At 64.6% G+C, this 17,960-nt stretch carries 16 protein-coding genes; 9 read left to right on the forward strand and 7 right to left on the reverse strand.

All coding sequences use genetic code 11. The features are described 5' to 3' along the window. On the forward strand, positions 1-203 hold a 203-nt coding region (locus A3M7_RS50285; RefSeq protein WP_210164299.1), incomplete at its 5' end, for a hypothetical protein. Positions 204-569: 366 nt separating this feature from the next. On the opposite strand, the gene A3M7_RS0123370 is transcribed toward A3M7_RS50285, so the two are convergent. Genes A3M7_RS0123370 through A3M7_RS0123390 form a run of 5 tightly spaced genes read right to left on the reverse strand, consistent with a single transcriptional unit; the run spans position 570 to position 7,068 of the window. Further along, positions 570-1,799: a Gfo/Idh/MocA family protein gene (locus A3M7_RS0123370; protein WP_027546067.1), complete on the reverse strand. Its 1,230-nt coding sequence runs from the start codon at positions 1,797-1,799 to the stop codon at positions 570-572. 33 nt (positions 1,800-1,832) lie between these two features. Further along, positions 1,833-3,449, reverse strand: a complete 1,617-nt coding sequence (locus tag A3M7_RS0123375) for an ABC transporter ATP-binding protein (protein ID WP_027546068.1) — start codon at positions 3,447-3,449, stop codon at positions 1,833-1,835. 45 nt (positions 3,450-3,494) lie between these two features. Further along, positions 3,495-5,090, reverse strand: a complete 1,596-nt coding sequence (gene ggt, locus A3M7_RS0123380) for a gamma-glutamyltransferase (RefSeq protein WP_027546069.1) — start codon at positions 5,088-5,090, stop codon at positions 3,495-3,497. Then, positions 5,087-5,863: a glucosamine-6-phosphate deaminase gene (nagB, locus tag A3M7_RS0123385; RefSeq protein WP_049823641.1), complete on the reverse strand. Its 777-nt coding sequence runs from the start codon at positions 5,861-5,863 to the stop codon at positions 5,087-5,089. Before nagB ends, ggt begins: the two co-directional genes overlap by 4 nt. After that, a complete protein-coding gene (locus A3M7_RS0123390; RefSeq protein WP_027546071.1) occupies positions 5,860-7,068 on the reverse strand; it encodes an ROK family transcriptional regulator in 1,209 nt (402 codons plus the stop codon). Before A3M7_RS0123390 ends, nagB begins: the two co-directional genes overlap by 4 nt. 236 nt (positions 7,069-7,304) lie before the next feature. Between A3M7_RS0123390 and A3M7_RS0123395 the strand changes: the two genes are divergently transcribed. Genes A3M7_RS0123395 through A3M7_RS0123405 form a run of 3 tightly spaced genes read left to right on the forward strand, consistent with a single transcriptional unit; the run spans position 7,305 to position 10,684 of the window. Further along, positions 7,305-8,816, forward strand: a complete 1,512-nt coding sequence (locus tag A3M7_RS0123395; RefSeq protein WP_049823642.1) for an ABC transporter substrate-binding protein — start codon at positions 7,305-7,307, stop codon at positions 8,814-8,816. Between the two features lie 57 nt (positions 8,817-8,873). Next, positions 8,874-9,815, forward strand: coding sequence for an ABC transporter permease (locus A3M7_RS0123400; RefSeq protein ID WP_027546073.1), 942 nt, complete (start codon positions 8,874-8,876; stop codon positions 9,813-9,815). Beyond that, positions 9,812-10,684: an ABC transporter permease gene (locus A3M7_RS0123405; RefSeq protein ID WP_027546074.1), complete on the forward strand. Its 873-nt coding sequence runs from the start codon at positions 9,812-9,814 to the stop codon at positions 10,682-10,684. Before A3M7_RS0123400 ends, A3M7_RS0123405 begins: the two co-directional genes overlap by 4 nt. Positions 10,685-10,907: 223 nt before the next feature. Here A3M7_RS0123405 and A3M7_RS0123410 read toward each other — a convergent pair whose 3' ends face one another. Both A3M7_RS0123410 and A3M7_RS0123415 read right to left on the reverse strand, forming a co-directional pair. Then, positions 10,908-12,695 (reverse strand): peptide ABC transporter substrate-binding protein, encoded by a 1,788-nt coding sequence (locus tag A3M7_RS0123410; RefSeq protein WP_027546075.1) that lies wholly within the window; start codon positions 12,693-12,695, stop codon positions 10,908-10,910. Positions 12,696-12,884: 189 nt separating this feature from the next. Further along, complete coding sequence (locus A3M7_RS0123415) at positions 12,885-13,553, reverse strand: TetR/AcrR family transcriptional regulator (protein WP_027546076.1); 669 nt, start codon at positions 13,551-13,553, stop codon at positions 12,885-12,887. Between the two features lie 123 nt (positions 13,554-13,676). On the opposite strand from A3M7_RS0123415, the gene A3M7_RS0123420 reads away from it, so the two are divergent. The 5 genes from A3M7_RS0123420 (at position 13,677) to A3M7_RS0123440 (ending at position 17,944) form a co-directional block, all read left to right on the forward strand. Continuing rightward, positions 13,677-14,522: a sugar phosphate isomerase/epimerase gene (locus A3M7_RS0123420; RefSeq protein ID WP_027546077.1), complete on the forward strand. Its 846-nt coding sequence runs from the start codon at positions 13,677-13,679 to the stop codon at positions 14,520-14,522. Positions 14,523-14,538: 16 nt separating this feature from the next. Next, a complete protein-coding gene (locus tag A3M7_RS44850; protein WP_049823643.1) occupies positions 14,539-15,639 on the forward strand; it encodes a Gfo/Idh/MocA family protein in 1,101 nt (366 codons plus the stop codon). A gap of 100 nt (positions 15,640-15,739) precedes the next feature. Next, positions 15,740-16,408 (forward strand): amino acid ABC transporter permease, encoded by a 669-nt coding sequence (locus A3M7_RS0123430; RefSeq protein ID WP_027546078.1) that lies wholly within the window; start codon positions 15,740-15,742, stop codon positions 16,406-16,408. 6 nt (positions 16,409-16,414) lie between these two features. After that, on the forward strand, positions 16,415-17,056 hold the full coding sequence (locus A3M7_RS0123435) for an amino acid ABC transporter permease (protein WP_027546079.1): 642 nt from the start codon (positions 16,415-16,417) through the stop codon (positions 17,054-17,056). A gap of 45 nt (positions 17,057-17,101) precedes the next feature. Further along, the gene (locus A3M7_RS0123440) at positions 17,102-17,944 is read left to right on the forward strand and encodes a transporter substrate-binding domain-containing protein (protein WP_027546080.1); all 843 of its coding nucleotides are present in this window, start codon (positions 17,102-17,104) and stop codon (positions 17,942-17,944) included. The last annotated feature ends 16 nt before the right edge of the window (positions 17,945-17,960 follow it).

Consider the following 17,960-nt stretch of genomic DNA (forward strand, 5'->3'; position numbering starts at 1 on the left):
GTTTCCGGCTCCGTCGACAGGGCTGGAAAAACCGCGGCGAAATGGCGAGCCGTGCGTACGGCAAAACCGTGTGGTCCTGGCCGTCGTTGCTACGGTCAAGCTCTTGCGGAGGCGGCAGTCGCGTCAACCGGCGCGGCGTCGGTGAATTCCGCGAAGGCGAGGGAGGCCAGAAGGAACTCGGCTCCCGGGAGAGCACGGCATAAGCCGTCCAACCACTGCGCAGGGAAGGCCGAGTGATTGGCTACACCTGTATGCTGCTGTGCGGTTCTTCCTGCGTGTGCTTTTCGCGCAGCGGACCGCGGGTGCCAGGTCAGCACCCGGCCTTCCCTGCGCCCTCTTGGCTTAGAGGGTGGAGCGACGAAGCAAAGCTCGGGCGAAATGCGCCGCGAGAACGGAAAGGCGTGTCCGCTGTTTGACAGGTCGATGCTCCGCGCCACTTGCGGACCGTCGAAACAAAAAGCGAGTGGCGGGTCGGGCGCGATCCAGTTTCGCAAGCCATCCATCGTGCGACATCCGTTCGCAGAGAAGCAGCTGACGGACAGGAAAGGCGCGGACAGGGCTTCACGCCGTCAGCGCGCCACGAGAGGCACATAGTGTTCGAGTTCGGGATCCGGGAAATGGATGGTCCGGCCAAGCTCCGCCGAGCGATAGAGTCCCATGAGCATTTCCATGACGCCGACCCCGTCATCGAAGGTTTCCGCCGGGCTCAGGCCTCGCCTGAAGGCCTCCACCATATGGCGGTTCTCGTCGGTGTAGCCGTAGATGCCGGCTTCGTCCTCGACGACCGGCATCAGACCCTGCTCGGAATTCTGCTTCTCGACGAGGTCCTCGCCTTCTGATCCGCGGATCGCGCGGGAGAGAAAGACCTTGAGGCCGGTCGAGAGCGAGGAGAACTCCATCGAATATTCGGGACCGAGCAATTCAAGCTGGATGCGCAAGCCGGCGCCGACATACGCCCATGAGGTCGTCGCCTCGATCATCAATTGATGGCCGTCGGCATCTTCCAGCGTGAGCATCCCGCGCGCGAAATCTTCGACCGGACGCTTGGTGAAATCGACCCCCATTCGCGTCTTGAGATCGGCAGCGTAGCGGGGGCGCGTCCATTTGAGATTGGCCGTCGTGGCGCTGGCGCTGAGCAGCCGCAAGGAGTCGCGCTTTGCGCCGGGCGCGGTCAGCATAAAGCGTGCGACCTCGACCGAATGGCACATCATGTCGGAGAGTACGCCCCCTCCCTGTTTGTCGCCCTGCCAGAACCACGGCTCGTGCGGTCCTGAATGCTCCTCGGCGGCACGCGCGAGATAGGGGCGCCCGCTTCCGGGTACGGCTCGCCGCCAGATGATGTCCTTGCCGCGCATCACCGCGGTCGAGAACAGCTGGTTCTCCAGATAACCGTGAAGCAAGCCCGCGTCCTCGACGAGCCTGCGCATTTCCCGTGCTTCGGCCAGCGTGCGGGCGAGTGGCTTTTCGCAGGCGATGGCGCGCAGGGGAGCCCCGGCCTTGGTCACGCGGTGGATCTCGCGCATGATGTCGAGACGGCTGTCGTTCGGCGTCAGCAGCCAAAGCGCATCGACCTCGCCGGACATCGACATCGCCTCGATACTATCGAACACACGCGCCGGCCCGAGGCCGAGACTGCGCGCCTTGTCGGCGATGCGCGTGCGCCGCTCGGCAGAGCGGCTGTAGACGCCGCCGACGCTGACGTTGCGCACGCCGAGCATGGATTGCAGATGGAACGCGGCGATGAAGCCGCTGCCGACAAGGCCGATGCGCAGCTGTGGAAGTTCCGTAAGCTTCTGCATGTCAGAGACCTCCTTCAATGAGAATGCGGCGGTTCAGAGGGACGTGGGCGTTCTGCGTTGCCTGCCCGGGATCGCGGCCAGCAGGGCCTGTGTATAGGGATGCTCCGGTCGTTTCAGCAGATCCGCGGTTGGCTTGATCTCGACGATCTCGCCGAGGCGCATCACTGCGATCCGATCGCAGACCTGGGCGGCGACGTTGAGATCGTGGGTGATGAACAGCACCGCCAGCCGCAGCCGCGCTTTCAATGACTCGAGCAAGGCGAGCACCTGCGCCTGGACCGAGACGTCGAGCGCCGACACCGGTTCGTCGGCCACCAGCACCTCCGGGTCGAGCGCCAGCGCGCGCGCAATTCCGATCCGCTGGCGTTGCCCTCCCGAGAATTCATGCGGAAAGCGTCGCGCGGCGCTTGGGTCGAGACCCACGAGCTCGAGCAGTTCCTCGGCCCGCGCGTAGGCCTGCGCCTTCGGGACGCCATGCGCGATCGGTCCGTCGGCGATGATCCGCCCGACGCGGCGACGCGGATTGAGCGAGGCGAAGGGATCCTGGAACACCATCTGGACGTGCTTGCGGGCGGCGCGCAGGCGCGCCCCGCGGGCCTCGGAGAAATCCAGATCGCCGATGCGGACCACGCCCGCGTCGGCGTCGGTCAGGCGCATCACCAGCCGGCCGATCGTGCTCTTGCCCGAGCCGGACTCCCCAACCAGGCCAAGCGTCTCGCCGCGCCTGATTTCGAAGTGCACGTTCTTCACGGCCGCGACCTCAGTCCGCGAGCTGAACCAGTCGTTGCCACGATAGGTCTTCGCAAGTCCGCTCGCCGCGCAGGCGATCGGTTCGTCCGCGATCTCGGCCCGGACCGGCGGGGTCCCGCCGGGCACCGCGGCGAGCAGCCGACGCGTATAGGGATGCTGTGGGCGTTCGAGCACGTCCTCCATTGGCCCCTGTTCGACGACGCGGCCCTTCTCCATGACCGCGACGCGGTCGGCGATGTCGGCGACGACGCCGAAATCATGCGTGATGAACAGCACTGCCATGCCGCGCCGCCGCTGAATGTCCCGGATCAGCCGAAGGATCTGTGCCTGTGTCGTGACGTCGAGTGCCGTGGTTGGTTCGTCCGCGACCAGGATCGATGGTTCGAGCGCGAGTGCCATTGCGATCATGGCGCGCTGACGCTGGCCACCCGACAATTGGTGCGGGTAGCTGCGGATGATCCGCTCCAGATCGCGCATGCCGACCTCTTCGAGGAGGGCGCGCAAGTGGGCGTGCCGCTCGGTTGGCGTGAGCTGGCCGTGCGCCTCGAACGCTTCCATGATCTGGTCGCCGATCCTGATCACGGGATTGAGCGCCGTCATCGGTTCCTGAAAGATCATCGCGATGCGTCGCCCGCGCAGCGTCCGCCATTCTGCTGCCGGGAGGTTCAGCAGATCGCGTCCCTCAAAGTGAATGGCCCCTGCAACGGGACGAATGGCCTGGGGCAGCAGGCCCATCACGGCAGCGGCGCAGACCGATTTGCCGGAGCCGGATTCGCCGACGACGCAGAGGATCTGCCGCGGATACAGGGCAAGTGAAACGTCCTCGACCGCAGAGGCACGATCCGCGCCGGCGGGCAGCGCCAGCGTCAGCCGCTCGATCGTCAGGATCGCCTCTGCCATCTCGCTCATGCTGTCCGATCCGACATCACGTCTCTCTCATCCTGGTCACGCCGCCAGTGCAATGCCGTCCTTGCGATGGTCCGACGCGCCGAAGATGACGCCCCGGGAAGGATCGACGTGTACGGCTTGACAACCTCCAAGCGGTTCGTCCGCCCAGACCACGCGATGACCGCGCGCAATCAAGTCGTCGGCGACAGCCCCGGGAATCGTGGGTTCGAGCGTCAGGGCGCCATCGAACGCAAAGCTGCGCGGCACGTCCGAGGACTGCTGAATGTCGAGCCCACGATCGAGCACGCCGCCCAGGATCTGCATATGTCCCGCCGCCTGGTATTGTCCACCCATCACGCCAAAGGCCATGATCGGCTTGCCACGCTGCGCCAGCAGACCCGGAATGATGGTGTGGAAGGGACGCTTTCGCGGCGCAATGGCATTGGGATGTCCTTCGACGAGGGAGAATCCCGAACCCCGGTTGTGCAGCAGCACGCCCGAGCGAGGGGCGTAGATGCCGCTGCCGAAGGCGGAGAACAGCGAATTGATGAAAGACACCATGTTGCCGTCGCGGTCGGCGACGGCAACGTAAGCCGTGTCACGATGAACAGGCATGTCGAACTCGGCCGCTGCGCTGGCGCGCTTCCGGTCGATGGCGGCGCGCATGGCCGTGACCGACGCCTCCGAGAGCAGCGCCTCGACATCGAGCGGACGGAATGCGGGATCGGCGACCAGCGCGTCACGCTGCCGGTAGGCCGTCTTGGTTGCCTCGGCAAGGAGGTGGACGCGATCGGCCTCGCCGAGCGCCGGGTTGGCCATGTCGAAGCCGGCAAGGATGCGGGCGATCAGCAGCGCCGCGACGCCCTGTCCGTTGGGCGGGCATTGCAGGATTTGATGATCGCGGTAGTCGGCGCTGATCGGCTCAACGTACTCCGATCGGGCATTTGCCAGATCTTCAAGCTGCATCACCCCGCCCAGCGCCTTGAGTGTTGCGACGATTTCCTCGGCGACCGCCCCCTCGTAGAAAGCGGCGCGTCCCTCGCGTGCAATCCGGCGCAGCGTCGCGCCGAGCGCGGGATGACCGAGCCTGCTGCCGACGGCGGGCGCAGCGCCACCGGGCAGATAGACCGGTACGCCAGCCTGATGTCGTTCGATGCGATCGCCGTAGCGGGCCCAATCCAGCGCGGCGCGGGGCGTGACCACAAAGCCGGTCTCGGCCGCGCGGATCGCGGGCGCCAGAACCTCGTCGAGGCCTTTTGAACCATGCTCGGCAGAGAGGCGGCACCAGGCATCGACCGCTCCCGGAACCGTGACTGCATGGGGTGAGTAGTCAGGGATCGACGCTAGCCCCCGTTGCCTGAACCAGCCGAGTTCGGCCTTCGCCGGTGCTCGGCCCGAGCCGTTGACGGCGACAGGTTTGCCGGAGGCCGGAGCATAGATCGCAAAACAGTCGCCGCCGATGCCGGTCATATGCGGATCGATGACACCCTGGAGGGCGATCGCGGCAATGGCGGCATCGACTGCATTGCCGCCACCGCGCAGGATCTCGACCGCGGCGAGCGTGACGGCCGGATGAGAGGTCGCGGCCATGCCCCGGTCGCCCACCGCCAGCGAGCGTCCCGGCACCATGAAATCGCGCTGTCCCCAGCTCATGCCCTTCTCCGATTGTTGTTGTGGGGCCGCGAGGTGAGGGCTGCGGCGGCCGGTTCATCGCAAAGGATATCGACGTTGCCGTGCAGGCGGAGCGCCGAGGCAGGACAAGCTGCCGTGATCGGCCCCTCGATCGCGGCTGCGATCGCGGCTGCTTTCTCCGCTCCCCTGGCGACAAGGAGGATGTTCCGAGCCTCCAGGATTGTCGCGATGCCCATTGTGATCGCACGTTCGGGAACCGACGCCCGATCGGGAAAATTGACGGCATTCGCGATGCGGGTTGCTTCGTCGAGTCTGACCTCGCGGGTACGTGAGGCGAAGTCCGAGCCTGGCTCATTGAAGCCGATATGGCCGTTGGCGCCGATGCCGAGGATCAGCAGGTCGATGCCGCCGGCAGCCGCAATCTGCGCCTCATAGCGCGCGGCCTCGGCGGCGACGTCGTCGGCCGAACCATCGGGGATCTGTGCCCGACCGGCTTCCATATCCACATGCCTGAACAGATGCTGCTGCATATAGGCATGGAAGCTTCCGGGCGATTGGGGTGCGAGGCCCACATATTCATCGAGGTTGAAGCTCGACACCGTTCGGAACGAGATGAGGCCGGCGCGGGTCGCGGCGACAAGGCGGGCATAGAGCGGCGTCATCGTCGCTCCGGTCGCAAGACCGAGGGTAATCGGCCGCCGATCGCGCAGCCGGGCGATGACATGTGCGGCTGCGCGCTCGGCAAGGGCACTCACATTGCCTGCAACCTCAATTCTCGGCGCGTGCTCTGTCATGCCGCGACATCTGCCGCCGCGGCGGGAAGCGCCAACGGGCCGGCATCCCTGCCGATGCCGAACTGCGAGCGATGCACGAGGTCGATCGCGCTGCCGATCGCGCCGATCAGTGTGGCACGATTGCCGAGCGCGCTCAGCTCGATACGAACAGGCTCGCGCATGCAGCGTCCCAGATGTTCGTCGATCCGGAGCTTCAATTCGGGCCGTGCACCGATGCTGCCGCCCAGGATGATGATCTCCGAATCGAGGATGCTGTGCACGGCCAGGATCGCGGTCGTGAGAATCCGGCTGACCTCGTCGATCGTGATCCGTGCCGCCTCCTCGATTTCGAGCCGATCGAAGACATCGCGCACCGTGCTGCCGGGGCTGCCGCCGAGCCCGAGATAGCGTTCAACGATGCCGGCGCTGCCGATGGCGGTTTCCAGGGTGCCGAAGCGAAGGCCGCGCGCATCGTAGGGATCGCCCCCAAGCGGCAGGTAGGCGATCTCGCCGGCCGCCCCGCGTGCACCGCGCACGAGATAGCCGTCCGAAAAGATGCCCATGCCGATGCCGGTGCCGACTGCGATGAAGGCGAAACTGCGCGCCCTGCGGCTGTTGCCGCGCCAATGCTCCCCGATTGCCGCGAGATTGACGTCATTCTCGATGGTGATGTCGATCCCGAGCCGTTCGCGCAGCGCGGCCCTCACGTCCAGGCTATCCAGTCCGGGGATATTGGGCGCGATGACGATGCTGCCCGACGCCGGGTCGACCATCCCCGGACTTCCCATCACGCCGCCGCGCAAACGTTGCGCCGATACCGACGCATGCTGAAGCAGGGCATCCTTCATGCGCTCGATCTGTGCGACCACGGCAGCGCCGCCGTCGCCGGATGTAGGTTCAATGCTCTCGGCGACGATCTCTCCGTGCAGATCGGCAAGTGCGATGTGCAGTTTCGTGCCGCCAAGGTCGATGCCCAGCACGAAGGCGGCGTCCGGCCGGAGCGCATAGGTGACGGCGCTTCTCCCCACGCTGCCCTGAATTTGGCCGTCCTCGTGGACCCAGCCGTCGCGTTCGAGATCGCGCATCACTTCAGAGATGGTCTGCTTGGACAGGCCCGTGCTGCGGGCGATTTCGGCGCGCGATACCGAGCGGTCACGCAGCAGGCGCTCAACCACGAGGCGAACGGATTGCTGTCGCGCAACGGGCGATGAGGGGGCGTCTTGCATGAGCCTCGATCCAATTAGTCAATATGTCGAACTAATACATCGCTGAGCTTGCAGTCAAGGGGCGCGGTTTGTGGATTTTGCCCGTTAATGAGGCGAGATATTGTAACTTAATTGCATGTCGTAGGGAGATTTGTTCGGGATATTTACAAATTCGATTGGGCGTGCTTGTCTTGCCCTTCCACAGCAGAGCCTTGGACGAAGCTTTGGACGAAGCCTTGGGACGAAAGGAATTCCGTATGAAGCGGATCGGCACGGCGTTGGCGGCCATTCTGATGATCGCATCGGGCGTTGTCTCGGCGAGTGCCGTGACATTGCGGGTCGGTGTTCAGGACGATCCCGATGCGCTCGACCCGGCGCTCAGCGGCACTTACGCGGGCCGCTTCGTGTTTGCGGCGCTGTGCGACAAGCTCGTCGATATCTCCGCCGACCTCAAGATCGTGCCGCAGCTGGCAGAGGCATGGGAATGGGCCGCGGACGGCAAGTCGATCACCTTTACGCTGCGCAAGAACGTCACGTTCCACGATGGCACCGCGTTCGATGCGGCGGCAGTCAAGTTCAATATCGAGCGCATGAAGACGATGCCGGATTCCAAGCGCAAGGCCGAGCTGGCGCCGATCGCGAGCGTCGAAGCGCTTGCCGCGGACAAGGTGAAGTTCAACCTGTCGGAGCCGTTCGTTCCGCTGCTGGCCAATCTCAGCGATCGTGCCGGCATGATGGTCTCGCCCAAGGCCGCCACGGAGAAAGCCGGGGAATTTGCCGCCGCGCCGGTCTGTGCCGGTCCGTATCAATTTGTTGAGCGCAAGTCGCGCGACCTCATTCGCGTCAAGAAATATCCCGGCTACTGGAACGCTGCACAGGTCGGCTATGACGAGGTCGTCTACTACTACGTTCCCGACTCGACCGTGCGGTTGTCGCGTGTGCGGGCGGGCGATCTCGATCTCGCGGAGCGTATCGCGCCGACCGATCTCAAGACCGTGCGCGACGATCCCAACCTCGCCCTGCATTCCGGCCAGGGACTTGCCGTCTCGCATCTGATGTTCAATGTCGGCGCCGGCGCGAAGGCCGATACGCCACTCGGCAAGAACGCGACGCTGCGTCAGGCCTTTGAGCTGGCGATCGATCGCAATGTCATCAATCGCGTTGCCTTCAACGGCGAGTTCCTGGCGGATAACCAGATGATCCCGCCGTCATCTCCGTTCTACGATGGCGCGCGCAAGGCGCCGGCTCGCGACGTTGCCAAGGCCAAGGCAATGATTGCCGCCGCCGGGATGACTCGCGTGCCGGTCGAGCTCCAGTACGAGAATACGGCCGGCGATTCCCGGGTCGCACAGATCATACAGTCGATGGCGGGCGAGGCCGGTTTCGACGTCAAGCTGCTGCCCATGGAAACGACCACTGCTATCGAGCGCTACTTGAACGGCAATTTCGAAGCCTATATCGGCAACTGGAGCGGCCGCGCCGACCCGGACCCGACGCTGGTCGCCTTTTTCAGCTGCACGGGCTCCCAGAACGTCAACAAGTATTGCAACAAGGATCTCGATGCGATCCTGAACCAGGCCCGGGGCGAGGCTGACGAAGCCAAGCGCAAGGCGCTCTACGCCAAAGCGACGGACATTTACCTGACGGCGCTCTCGTCGATTCCCCTTCATCACCCGAACTGGTTCTTTGCGGCCCGCAAATCGGTCGGCGGTATCGTCATGGTGCCGGACGGTCTCTTGCGTCTGGTCGGTGTCAGGCCGGTGAATTGATGCGCAACGCCACGCGCCCGCCGGCGCGCTTGCCCTGGTGAGGACCAGTCTGCCCCGATGAAGACCCTGCTTCTGCGCCGGCTTGCCGTCCTGCTGCCGACCCTGTTGCTGGTGTCGATGATGGTGTTCGGTCTGCAGAAACTGCTGCCCGGCGATCCCGCGCTGGCGCTCGCCGGAGAAGAGCGTAATCCCGAAGTGGTTGAGTATCTTCGCCACAAGTATCGCTTCAACGATCCGATCCCGGTGCAGTATGCCGTCTGGCTGAAGGCCCTGGTGCACGGCGACTTCGGCACGTCGGTACGCACCCGATTGCCGATCGGCACCATGCTGGTGGAAAAATTGCCGGTGACCATTGAGCTCGCGATACTCTCGATGCTGGTCGCGCTGCTCGTCGGGTTGCCGATCGGGATCTTCGCGGCGCTGGGGCGCGGGACGCCCTTCGACTACGGCGCCAGTCTGTTCGGGCTTGCCGGACTGTCGATCCCGCATTTCTGGCTGGGGATCATGCTGATCCTTCTGTTCTCGGTGAATCTCGGCTGGCTTCCGGCCGGAGGTTTTGTTCCGCCGTCTGAAAGCGTGGGAGGCAACCTGCTTTCGATGCTGATGCCCGCTCTCGTGCTCGGCACGGGCACCGCTGCGATCATGATGCGCCATGTCCGCAGCGCGATGATCGAGGCGATGAAGCAGGACTACGTGCGCACTGCCCGCGCGAAGGGCGTCCGCGAAAGCACCATCGTGCTGCGTCATGCGTTGCCGAACGCGCTGACCCCGGTGGTCACGCTGGGTACGCTGCAATTTGGCGAATTGCTGGCCGGCGCGGTGTTGACGGAGCAGGTCTTTTCCATCCCGGGTTTCGGCAAGATGGTCGTCGACGGCGTGTTCAGCCGCGATTATGCCGTGGTTCAGGCAGTAGTACTCTGCACAGCGGCCTTATTCCTCCTGATGAGCCTGATTGCCGACGTCGCCTATGTGCTGCTCAATCCGAGGCTCAGGCCATGAGCTCGATTGAGACGGCACCGGTCGCAAGTCAGGCGCGCGCCGCCGCTCCTTCCGAAGTTCGACGCCTGTTGCGCGAACCATCCGCCGTCATCGGGGCCACGATCATTCTGTTCTTCGTCGTGCTGGCGATGTTTGCCTCGTGGATTGCGCCGTACGATCCAAACTCGCCGGACTGGATGGCGATTCGTGCGGCACCCGGTGCGGCACACTGGTTCGGCACCGACGATCTCGGTCGGGACGTGCTGTCGCGCGTGATCTTCGGCACGCAGGCCTCGCTTGCCGCCGGCATGATATCCGTGACGGTCGCGGTGCTGATCGGCCTCCCGTTTGGTCTCATCGCCGGCTATTTCGGCGGCCTCACCGACATGGTGATCTCGCGCCTCGCCGATGCGCTGCTCGCGTGCCCATTTCTGGTGCTGGCGATTGCGCTCGCCGCGTTCCTGGGCCCCAGCCTGCAAAACGCGATGATTGCTATCGGCATTTCCGCCGTGCCGGTCTTCGTGCGTGTTGCGCGCGCCGAGACGCTGGTTGTCTGCACCGAGGATTACATCGCGGCGGCCCGATCCCAGGGCCTCGGCCATCTCGCCATCCTGACCGGACAGGTGCTGCCGAACGTGCTCGCGCCGACGATCGTGCAGGCGACGCTGACCATGGCGATTGCAGTTCTCGCCGAGGCGAGCCTGGCCTTTCTGGGGCTTGGCCAGCTTCCTCCGGCCCCGTCATGGGGCGCCATGCTCGACGTTGCCAGGCAATTTCTCGGCGAGGCGCCATGGATGGCATTCTGGCCCGGGCTCGCGATCATTGCGCTCGTCATCGGCTTCAACCTGATGGGTGACAGCCTGAATGATGCTCTCAATCCCAGGCAGTAGATGGAAGGCGCGACGATGTGGGAAGAGCGTGCGCCACTCCATCACCGTCACCCTGAGGTGGCCGCCTCTTCGGCGGCCCTCGAAGGGCGACGGCCCGGCTGCATCGGGGCCGTGCATCCTTCGAGGCTCCCATTGGACGCGTTGCGTCCCGTGCTCGCACCTCAGGATGACGGATTTTAGAGCGTTGCGAACTCGCAAAGACGACGGCGAGAAGCGTCCCCCCTCAACTCCGATACCAGCTCGCCAAATTCCACGTCGTGACGTCCCAGCCCGAGATGTCGCTCATGAGGCTGTTGACGGAGCCGCCGACGATGTTGCGCGAGAGCAGCGGCACGAGCACGTTGGCTTCGCAGAAGATCTCGTTGACCTTGATCAGCAGCGCGGCGCGCTTGACCGGATCGAGCTCGCTTTGCGCGGCCTTGTAGGCCTTGTCGGCCTCGGGATCGGACCAGCGCGAGACGTTGCGGCCCAGCCACTTGTTCTCCTTGGACGAAATCTCCCAGGAGACGCACTGGTTCAGGAAGCGCTCGGGATCGGGCTGCGGCTGCGTCGTGTTGTACATCTCCATGTCGCAATACAGTTTCGAGTAGGTGTCGGGGTTGCCGACGTCGGACGAGAAGAACACCGATCCGGTGACCGACTTGATCTCGATGTCGATCCCGGCCTTCTGGCAGGCCTGCTTGATGATGGCCTGCGTCTTTTGCCGCGGGGCGTTGATCGAGGTCTGGAAGACGTATTTGAGCTTCTTGCCGTCCTTCTCGCGAATGCCGTCAGCGCCCATCTTCCAGCCGGCCTCGTCGAGGATCTTGTTCGCCTTGTCGATGCTGAATTCGTATTTCAGCTTGCTCGACTTGAACTGGCTGGGCTGGTTGACGAAGCTTGCCGTCGCGACGGCGGCGCGGCCGTAGATGAATTTCTGGACGGCCTCGCGATCGACCAGCAGGTTGAACGCCCGGCGAACGGCCGGATCGGACAGCGTCGGATGCTTGGTCTTGGCGTTCGAACGCTCGCCGTCGACCTCGGTCCACGGGTCCGTCGTGTTGAGGATGACGAACTCGACGCCGCCGGAGAGCGTGAACTCCACCTTGCCTTTCCCGCTGGCTTCCATGCGCTTGAGGACTTCGTCCTCCACCAGCAGGTTCCAGGCGTAGTCGTATTCGCCGGTCTGCAGCACGGCGCGCGCCGCGGAGACCGCATCGCCGCCGCCCTTGACCTCGAGCGTGTCGAAATGCGGCTGGTTCTTGACGTGATAGTCGGGATTGCGTTCGGCCAGGATCAGATCGCCCGGCTTGAACTCGACGAATTTGTACGGGCCGGTGCCGACCGGCTTCAGATTACCCGGCGCATCGCGCGACTTGGCGCCGGCATAGTCGCCGAAATGATGCTTTGGCAGGATCTGGCCGACCGAGCCGACGAAGGGGTCGGCCCAGAACGGGGTCGGAGCCTTGAAGATTACCTTGACGGTGTGGTCGTCGATCTTCTCGACCTTGATGTTCTGGTAGGACCCCGTGGTGTAGGCCGCGGTCGCCAGATCCGCGGCATATTGCCAGGTAAAGACGACGTCGTCGGCGGTGAAGGGCTTGCCATCATGCCACCTCACGCCCTGCTTCAGCTTCCAGGTCACGCTCGTGCCATCCGGAGAGAGGCCGCCGTTCGCCTTGGTCGGAACCTCGGCGGCGAGGCAGGGGATGAGGTTGCCCTCCTTGTCCCAGCCGGCAAGCGGCTCGAAGAAGATGCGCGAGGCGACCTGGTCCTTGGTGCCGAGCGCGAAATGCGGATTGAGCAGAGTGGGGGCCTGCCAGATCAGGATCTTGAGCGGGCCGCCGCCGCCGGCCTTGGTCGGCTTGTATGGCAAGGTGGCATCCGCCATCGCCACGTCGTTCCAGAGCAGGATCTGGCTCGCAACGGGCGCCGCGATCCCGACCGCGGCCATTGTCCGGATGAACGAGCGCCGCGACAGCGTGCCGTCCTTCACCTCCGCGATGGCCTTGCGGATTTCGTTCTCGTTCATCGGATGAGCTCCACCTTCGCGCAGAAAAGTCGTCACCGGCGGCCCATCATGTTGCATCGCGGGCAAGGCGGCAATGCCGACAAGGCGGGGAACGCCTGCGGCGAAATGACGAAGGTGCGTATGGCGCGGTCGTGCCGCAGCGACGATGCATCGAGCCCAGCCCGGCGGGGCATCGTCAATTCGCCTTCGCTAGTCGCTCCGCACGTAGCGCCAGAGCAGGTCGGCGATTTCGAGCCGCCGCTGTGCCTTCGCCTTCTGCGAGGACATGTCGGTGGCGAATTGCGCCTCGAACGTATGCCGGTTCGCAACCGAGAAGAAGCAGAGCGCGTTCAGCGACATGTGCAGTTCGATCGGATCGATGCCGGGCCGGATCGCGCCGGCGCGAATGCCCCGGTCCAGCACCGCGGCGATCTGGCTGACGATCGGCCGCGTCATCTCCTTGAGCTTCTTGCTGCCGCGGATGTGCCGGCCGCGATGGATGTTCTCGATCGTGACCAGCCGGACATATTCCGGGTTGGCCTGGTCGAAATCGAAGGTGAACTCGGCCAGCCTGCGAATCGCGGCCTCCGGCTCGAGCGCTTCGAGGTGAAGGTCCTGCTCGGCAGTGCGCATCTTGGCGTAGGCCATCTCGAGCACGGCCGTGAACAGCTCTTCCTTGGAGTTGAAGTAGTAGAAGATCAGCCGCTTGGTGATGTTGGCGCGCGCGGCGATGGCATCGGTATTGCCGCCGGCGAGGCCGTTCTCGGCGAATTCCGCAAATGCGATCTCCAGGATCTCGCGCTTGGTGCGCTCCCGGTCGCGCCGCCGCACCGGCGGCTGCTTCGCGTCGTCCGCGACGGGCTTTTCCTTGGGTCTCATCCGGCGGTTCGGTCCTTTGCATCCGGCCAGGCCTGCTTGCCCCTCCATCCATAGCGCAATCGGCGGTCCTTGACAGCAATTATCCCGTGGGTTAATTGTAATTAACCTACGGATTAATTAGCCATGACGGATACCGGCCTTGCTCATCTGACGGCACTGGACCTTGCGCCTGTCGCGCTTGTGGCCGAGGCCGCGCGTGCCGGCTTCAGCTTCATCGGCCTGCGCGTGATCCCCGTGACTGCCGGCGGACCTGCCTATCCGACGCGGGTGGGAACGGACGCGCACCGTGAGCTCAAACGGTCTCTCGCCGGCGAGGGGGTGCGCCTGAACGAGATCGAGTTCGTTCAGCTCACACCTCGCGTCGACATTCCGGCGCTCGCGGGCCTGTTCGAAGCCGCCGCCGACCTTGGCGCGGTGGCGGTCATTGCATCGGGGGATGACGACGATCCGGCCCGCCTCACTGCGCATTTCGCTGATCTCTGCGACCTCGCGCAGCAATTCGGCCTGCGTGCCGATCTGGAGTTCATGCGCTGGCGTGCGATTGGCTCGCTGCCGCAGGCCGAGGCGATCGTGCGTGGCGCCGGCAAGGCCAACGGCACCATTCTCGTCGATGCGCTGCATCTCCATCGTTCCGGCGGCAAGCCGGGCGATTTGATCTCGATACCCGCGCACCATTTGCGGGCCGTGCAGATCTGCGACGCCGTCGCGGACATGCCTGCGAGCGATGCCGCCATCATCGCTGAAGCGCGCGAAGGCCGGTTGCCGCCGGGCGAGGGCGCCTTGCCGCTCGGCGAGCTCCTCGAAGCGCTTCCCGCGGACGCCAGCCTCAGCGTCGAGATGCCGCTGCCGGCCTTGGCGGTGCGGGCCCGGCTCGCCACGGCGTTCAACGCCACGAGGCGCCTGCTCGAGCATCGGTCGCGCGGAGCGTCGCGGCCAGACCATCGCCGCGAAGCCGGAGGCCCAATCTAGATATGGACGACGTGAGATGAAGAACATCACGATAGGTGTCATCGGCGCGGGACTGATCGGACGGAAGCATCTCACGAAGCTTGCCGAGCGAGACGACTATGACCTCGTCGGCATCGCGGATGTGAACGCCGATCGGGTCGCAGCCGATTATCCCGGGACCCGTGTCTTCGCCGACTACCGGAAACTGCTCGACGAGGCGCGGCCGGAGGCCGTGATCATCGCCTCGCCCAACCAGCTTCATGCCGAGCAGGGCATCGAATGCGCCAGGCGCGGCATTCACATCCTGATCGAGAAGCCGGTCACGGATACGGTGGAGACCGCGGCAAGCCTGATCGCCGAGGTGCGCAAGGCCGGCATCCAGTCGCTGGTCGGGCATCACCGCCGCCACCATCAGCAGGTCAGGACGCTGAAAGCGGCGTTGGGGGAACGGCGGATCGGCGATGTCGTCGGGGTGTCGGCGATCTGGGCCACCCACAAGCCGGCCGCTTATTTCGAGATCGCGCCGTGGCGCTCGCAGGCCGGCGGCGGACCGATCCTGATCAACCTCATCCACGAGATCGATTTCCTGCGCTTCACCGTGGGCGAGATCGTCGCCGTGGAAGCGATTGCGTCGAACCGCCAGCGCAGCTTTGCGGTCGAAGATACCGCCGCGGCGCTGATCGAATTCGACAGCGGCGCGCTCGGCACCTTCTTCATCAGCGACAGCGCCGTCTCGCCCTGGACGTCCGAGCAGGGGCTCGGCGAGGCCCCCGAATTCCCGTTCAGCGGCGAGAGCAGTTATCGCTTCCTCGGCCGAGCCGGGTCGATCGAATTTCCGGCACTCGTGCAATGGTCGCAAGCCGGCGGCGCGCAGGACTGGAACAAGCCGATCCAGGCCCAGCGCATCCATGCCTCTTCGGTTGACCCCTACGTCGCCCAGCTCGACCATTTCCGCGACATCATTCGCGGCAACGCGCGGTCATTGCAGCCGGTCGAGGACGGCGCGCGAAGCCTGATCGCGACCCTGGCGGTCGCCGAGGCAGCCGCCGGTGGACGACGCGTCGACCTGCGCCATCGCTACGAAACGCTCGCAAGTCCGGTCGTGCCGGCAACGCCAGACAAGCAAAGGACTTCCTGAGCGCAAACACATTTGCCGCCGCTCGGCGGACCAGGATGGGCAGAGCCGCGGCGCGATCTCAACGACGCCGGCAAGACGGCCGCCCGGAGGGAGGAACGAGGTGAACTACACGTTCGATTTTAGCCCCGTGCTGGACGGACTTCCGGACCTGTTGTGGGGCTGTGTCGGCACGCTGGAGCTTGCGTTGTCCGGCATGGTGCTGGCGCTTGCGATCGGGATCGGCGGCGTCGTGCTGCGCGAATCCCGCGTCTCCGCGCTGCGCTGGCTCGTCATCGCCTTTGTCGAGGCGATCCGCAACACGCCGTTCCTCGGGCAGATCTATTTCATATTCTTCGCGCTGCCGCTGGTCGGCGTTCGCCTCGATCCGACACTGACCGCGATCATCGCGCTCGGTGTCAACGGCGGGGCCTATGCGATCGAGATCATCCGCGGTGGTGTGCAGTCGATCAACAAGGGGCAGGTGGAAGCCGGTCTCGCTCTCAGCCTGAGCCGGGCGCAGGTGTTCCGCCTGATCGTGCTGAAGCCGGCGCTGCGTGCGATCTATCCGTCGCTGACCAGTCAGTTCATCATGCTGACGCTGACGACCAGCATCGCGTCTGCGATCTCGGCCTACGAACTGACCTCGGTCGGGCAGACGATCGAGACCAATACCTTCCGCAGCTTCGAGGTCTATGGCGTCGTCACGCTGCTCTATCTCGTCATGTCGTGGATGCTGATGCAGATGTTCGCGCTGATCAACGCGCGTTACTTCAGCTATCCCGTGAAGTGAGGGGCCATGGACCGGAATCAGTTCCTGTTTCTGCTCGGCGGCCTCAAATGGACACTTGCGCTGTCCGCGATCGGCTTCGTGGTCGGTTCGATTGCCGGCCTCGGCGTGGCGCTCGCGCGCACGTCGGGCCATCGCGCGCTGGAGCGCGGCGCGGCCGGCTACATCGCCCTGTTCCAGGGCACGCCGCTCCTGATGCAATTGTTCGTGGTCTATTACGGGCTGGCGCTGGCGGGCCTCAAGCTCGATGCCTGGGTTTCGGTCTCCATCGGCTTCACACTGCATTCCGGCGCGTTCCTCGGCGAAATCTGGCGCGGCGCGATCGAGGCCGTGCCGAAAGGCCAGGTCGAGGCCGCCAAGGCGCTGAGCCTCAACTACGTCTCGCGGATGCAGGATGTCGTCCTGCCGCAGGCGATCCGCATCTCGCTGCCGGCGACGATCGGATTTCTGGTCCAGCTGATCAAGGGAACGTCGCTCGCAGCGATCATCGGCTTCACCGAATTGATGCGGGCAGGGACCATCGTGTCCAACCAGAACTTCAAGCCGCTGCTCGTCCTCGGCTTGGTGTGCGCCCTCTATTTCGCCATCTGCTGGCCGCTGTCGCTCGTTGGCGCGCAGCTCGAACGCCGGATGGCCGTCGCCGCGCGATGACGAGGGCAAACAACAGACAACAGGACGAGGACAGAGGAGGGAATGATGACCAACGCAAGGACCACAGGACTCAATCGGCGTCGTTTGCTGGCGCTCGGAGCCGCGACGATCGCCTCGCCATTCGTGCTGACGCGCGCCGCCTATGCGGTGACGCCGTCGGAGATCAAGGCCAGGGGCAAGGTTCTGATCGGCATCCAGGGCGATAACCCGCCCTGGGGATTTGTCGATGCGACGGGAAAGCAGGATGGGTACGATGCGGAGATTTCGGCGCTGTTCGCCAAGGAGCTCGGTGTGCCCGCCGAGTTCACGCAATTGGCGGTCGCCAATCGCATCCCGGCCCTGACCTCCGGTCGTGTCGATATCCTGTTCGCGACCATGGCCATGCTACCGGAGCGGGCCAAGGCCGTGCAGTTCTCAAAACCCTATGGCGCGAACATCATCACCTTCATCGCGCCGAAGGAGTTCGAGATCAAATCTCCGGCCGACATGGGCAAATACGTCATCGGCGTTGCGCGCGGCAGCGTGCAGGACAGCGACGTGACCAAGGCCGCGCCCTCGGGCACCACTATCCGCCGCTTCGACGGCGACGCGCCGACGATGCAGGCCCTGCTGTCCGGTCAGGTCCAGGCGGTCGGTGGCAACATCTTCTACGTTCCGCGCCTCGATGAATCGAAACCCGGCTATTACGAGAACAAGCTCGAATTCACCAAACTCTACAACGGCGCCTGCACCCGGCTCGGAGAGAAGGAGATCAACGCCTTCGCCAACGCCTTCATCGAGAAGATCAGGGCCAATGGCGAGCTGGCGAAGATCTATCAGAAGTGGATGAATAATCCGCTGCCGGCTTTCCCCGACAGCATTCCCGGTATTCCCTTCAACGTCAGCTAGGCAGGGAGAGAACGCC

Origin of the sequence: Bradyrhizobium sp. WSM2254 (genome assembly GCF_000472645.1) — a bacterium.
GTDB lineage: Bacteria > Pseudomonadota > Alphaproteobacteria > Rhizobiales > Xanthobacteraceae > Bradyrhizobium > Bradyrhizobium niftali.

Bases quoted from the DNA above. Each gene is read 5' to 3' on its own strand.
- A3M7_RS0123375 (WP_027546068.1), bottom strand. From the start codon at position 3,449: ATGGCAGAGGCGATCCTGACGATCGAGCGGCTGACGCTGGCGCTGCCC.
- A3M7_RS0123390 (WP_027546071.1), bottom strand. From the start codon at position 7,068: ATGCAAGACGCCCCCTCATCGCCCGTTGCGCGACAGCAATCCGTTCGC.
- A3M7_RS0123415 (WP_027546076.1), bottom strand. From the start codon at position 13,553: ATGAGACCCAAGGAAAAGCCCGTCGCGGACGACGCGAAGCAGCCGCCG.
- A3M7_RS44850 (WP_049823643.1), top strand. From the start codon at position 14,539: ATGAAGAACATCACGATAGGTGTCATCGGCGCGGGACTGATCGGACGG.
- A3M7_RS0123370 (WP_027546067.1), bottom strand. From the start codon at position 1,799: ATGCAGAAGCTTACGGAACTTCCACAGCTGCGCATCGGCCTTGTCGGC.
- nagB (WP_049823641.1), bottom strand. From the start codon at position 5,863: ATGACAGAGCACGCGCCGAGAATTGAGGTTGCAGGCAATGTGAGTGCC.
- A3M7_RS0123410 (WP_027546075.1), bottom strand. From the start codon at position 12,695: ATGAACGAGAACGAAATCCGCAAGGCCATCGCGGAGGTGAAGGACGGC.
- A3M7_RS0123435 (WP_027546079.1), top strand. From the start codon at position 16,415: ATGGACCGGAATCAGTTCCTGTTTCTGCTCGGCGGCCTCAAATGGACA.
- ggt (WP_027546069.1), bottom strand. From the start codon at position 5,090: ATGAGCTGGGGACAGCGCGATTTCATGGTGCCGGGACGCTCGCTGGCG.
- A3M7_RS0123400 (WP_027546073.1), top strand. From the start codon at position 8,874: ATGAAGACCCTGCTTCTGCGCCGGCTTGCCGTCCTGCTGCCGACCCTG.
- A3M7_RS0123420 (WP_027546077.1), top strand. From the start codon at position 13,677: ATGACGGATACCGGCCTTGCTCATCTGACGGCACTGGACCTTGCGCCT.
- A3M7_RS0123405 (WP_027546074.1), top strand. From the start codon at position 9,812: ATGAGCTCGATTGAGACGGCACCGGTCGCAAGTCAGGCGCGCGCCGCC.
- A3M7_RS0123440 (WP_027546080.1), top strand. From the start codon at position 17,102: ATGACCAACGCAAGGACCACAGGACTCAATCGGCGTCGTTTGCTGGCG.
- A3M7_RS0123395 (WP_049823642.1), top strand. From the start codon at position 7,305: ATGAAGCGGATCGGCACGGCGTTGGCGGCCATTCTGATGATCGCATCG.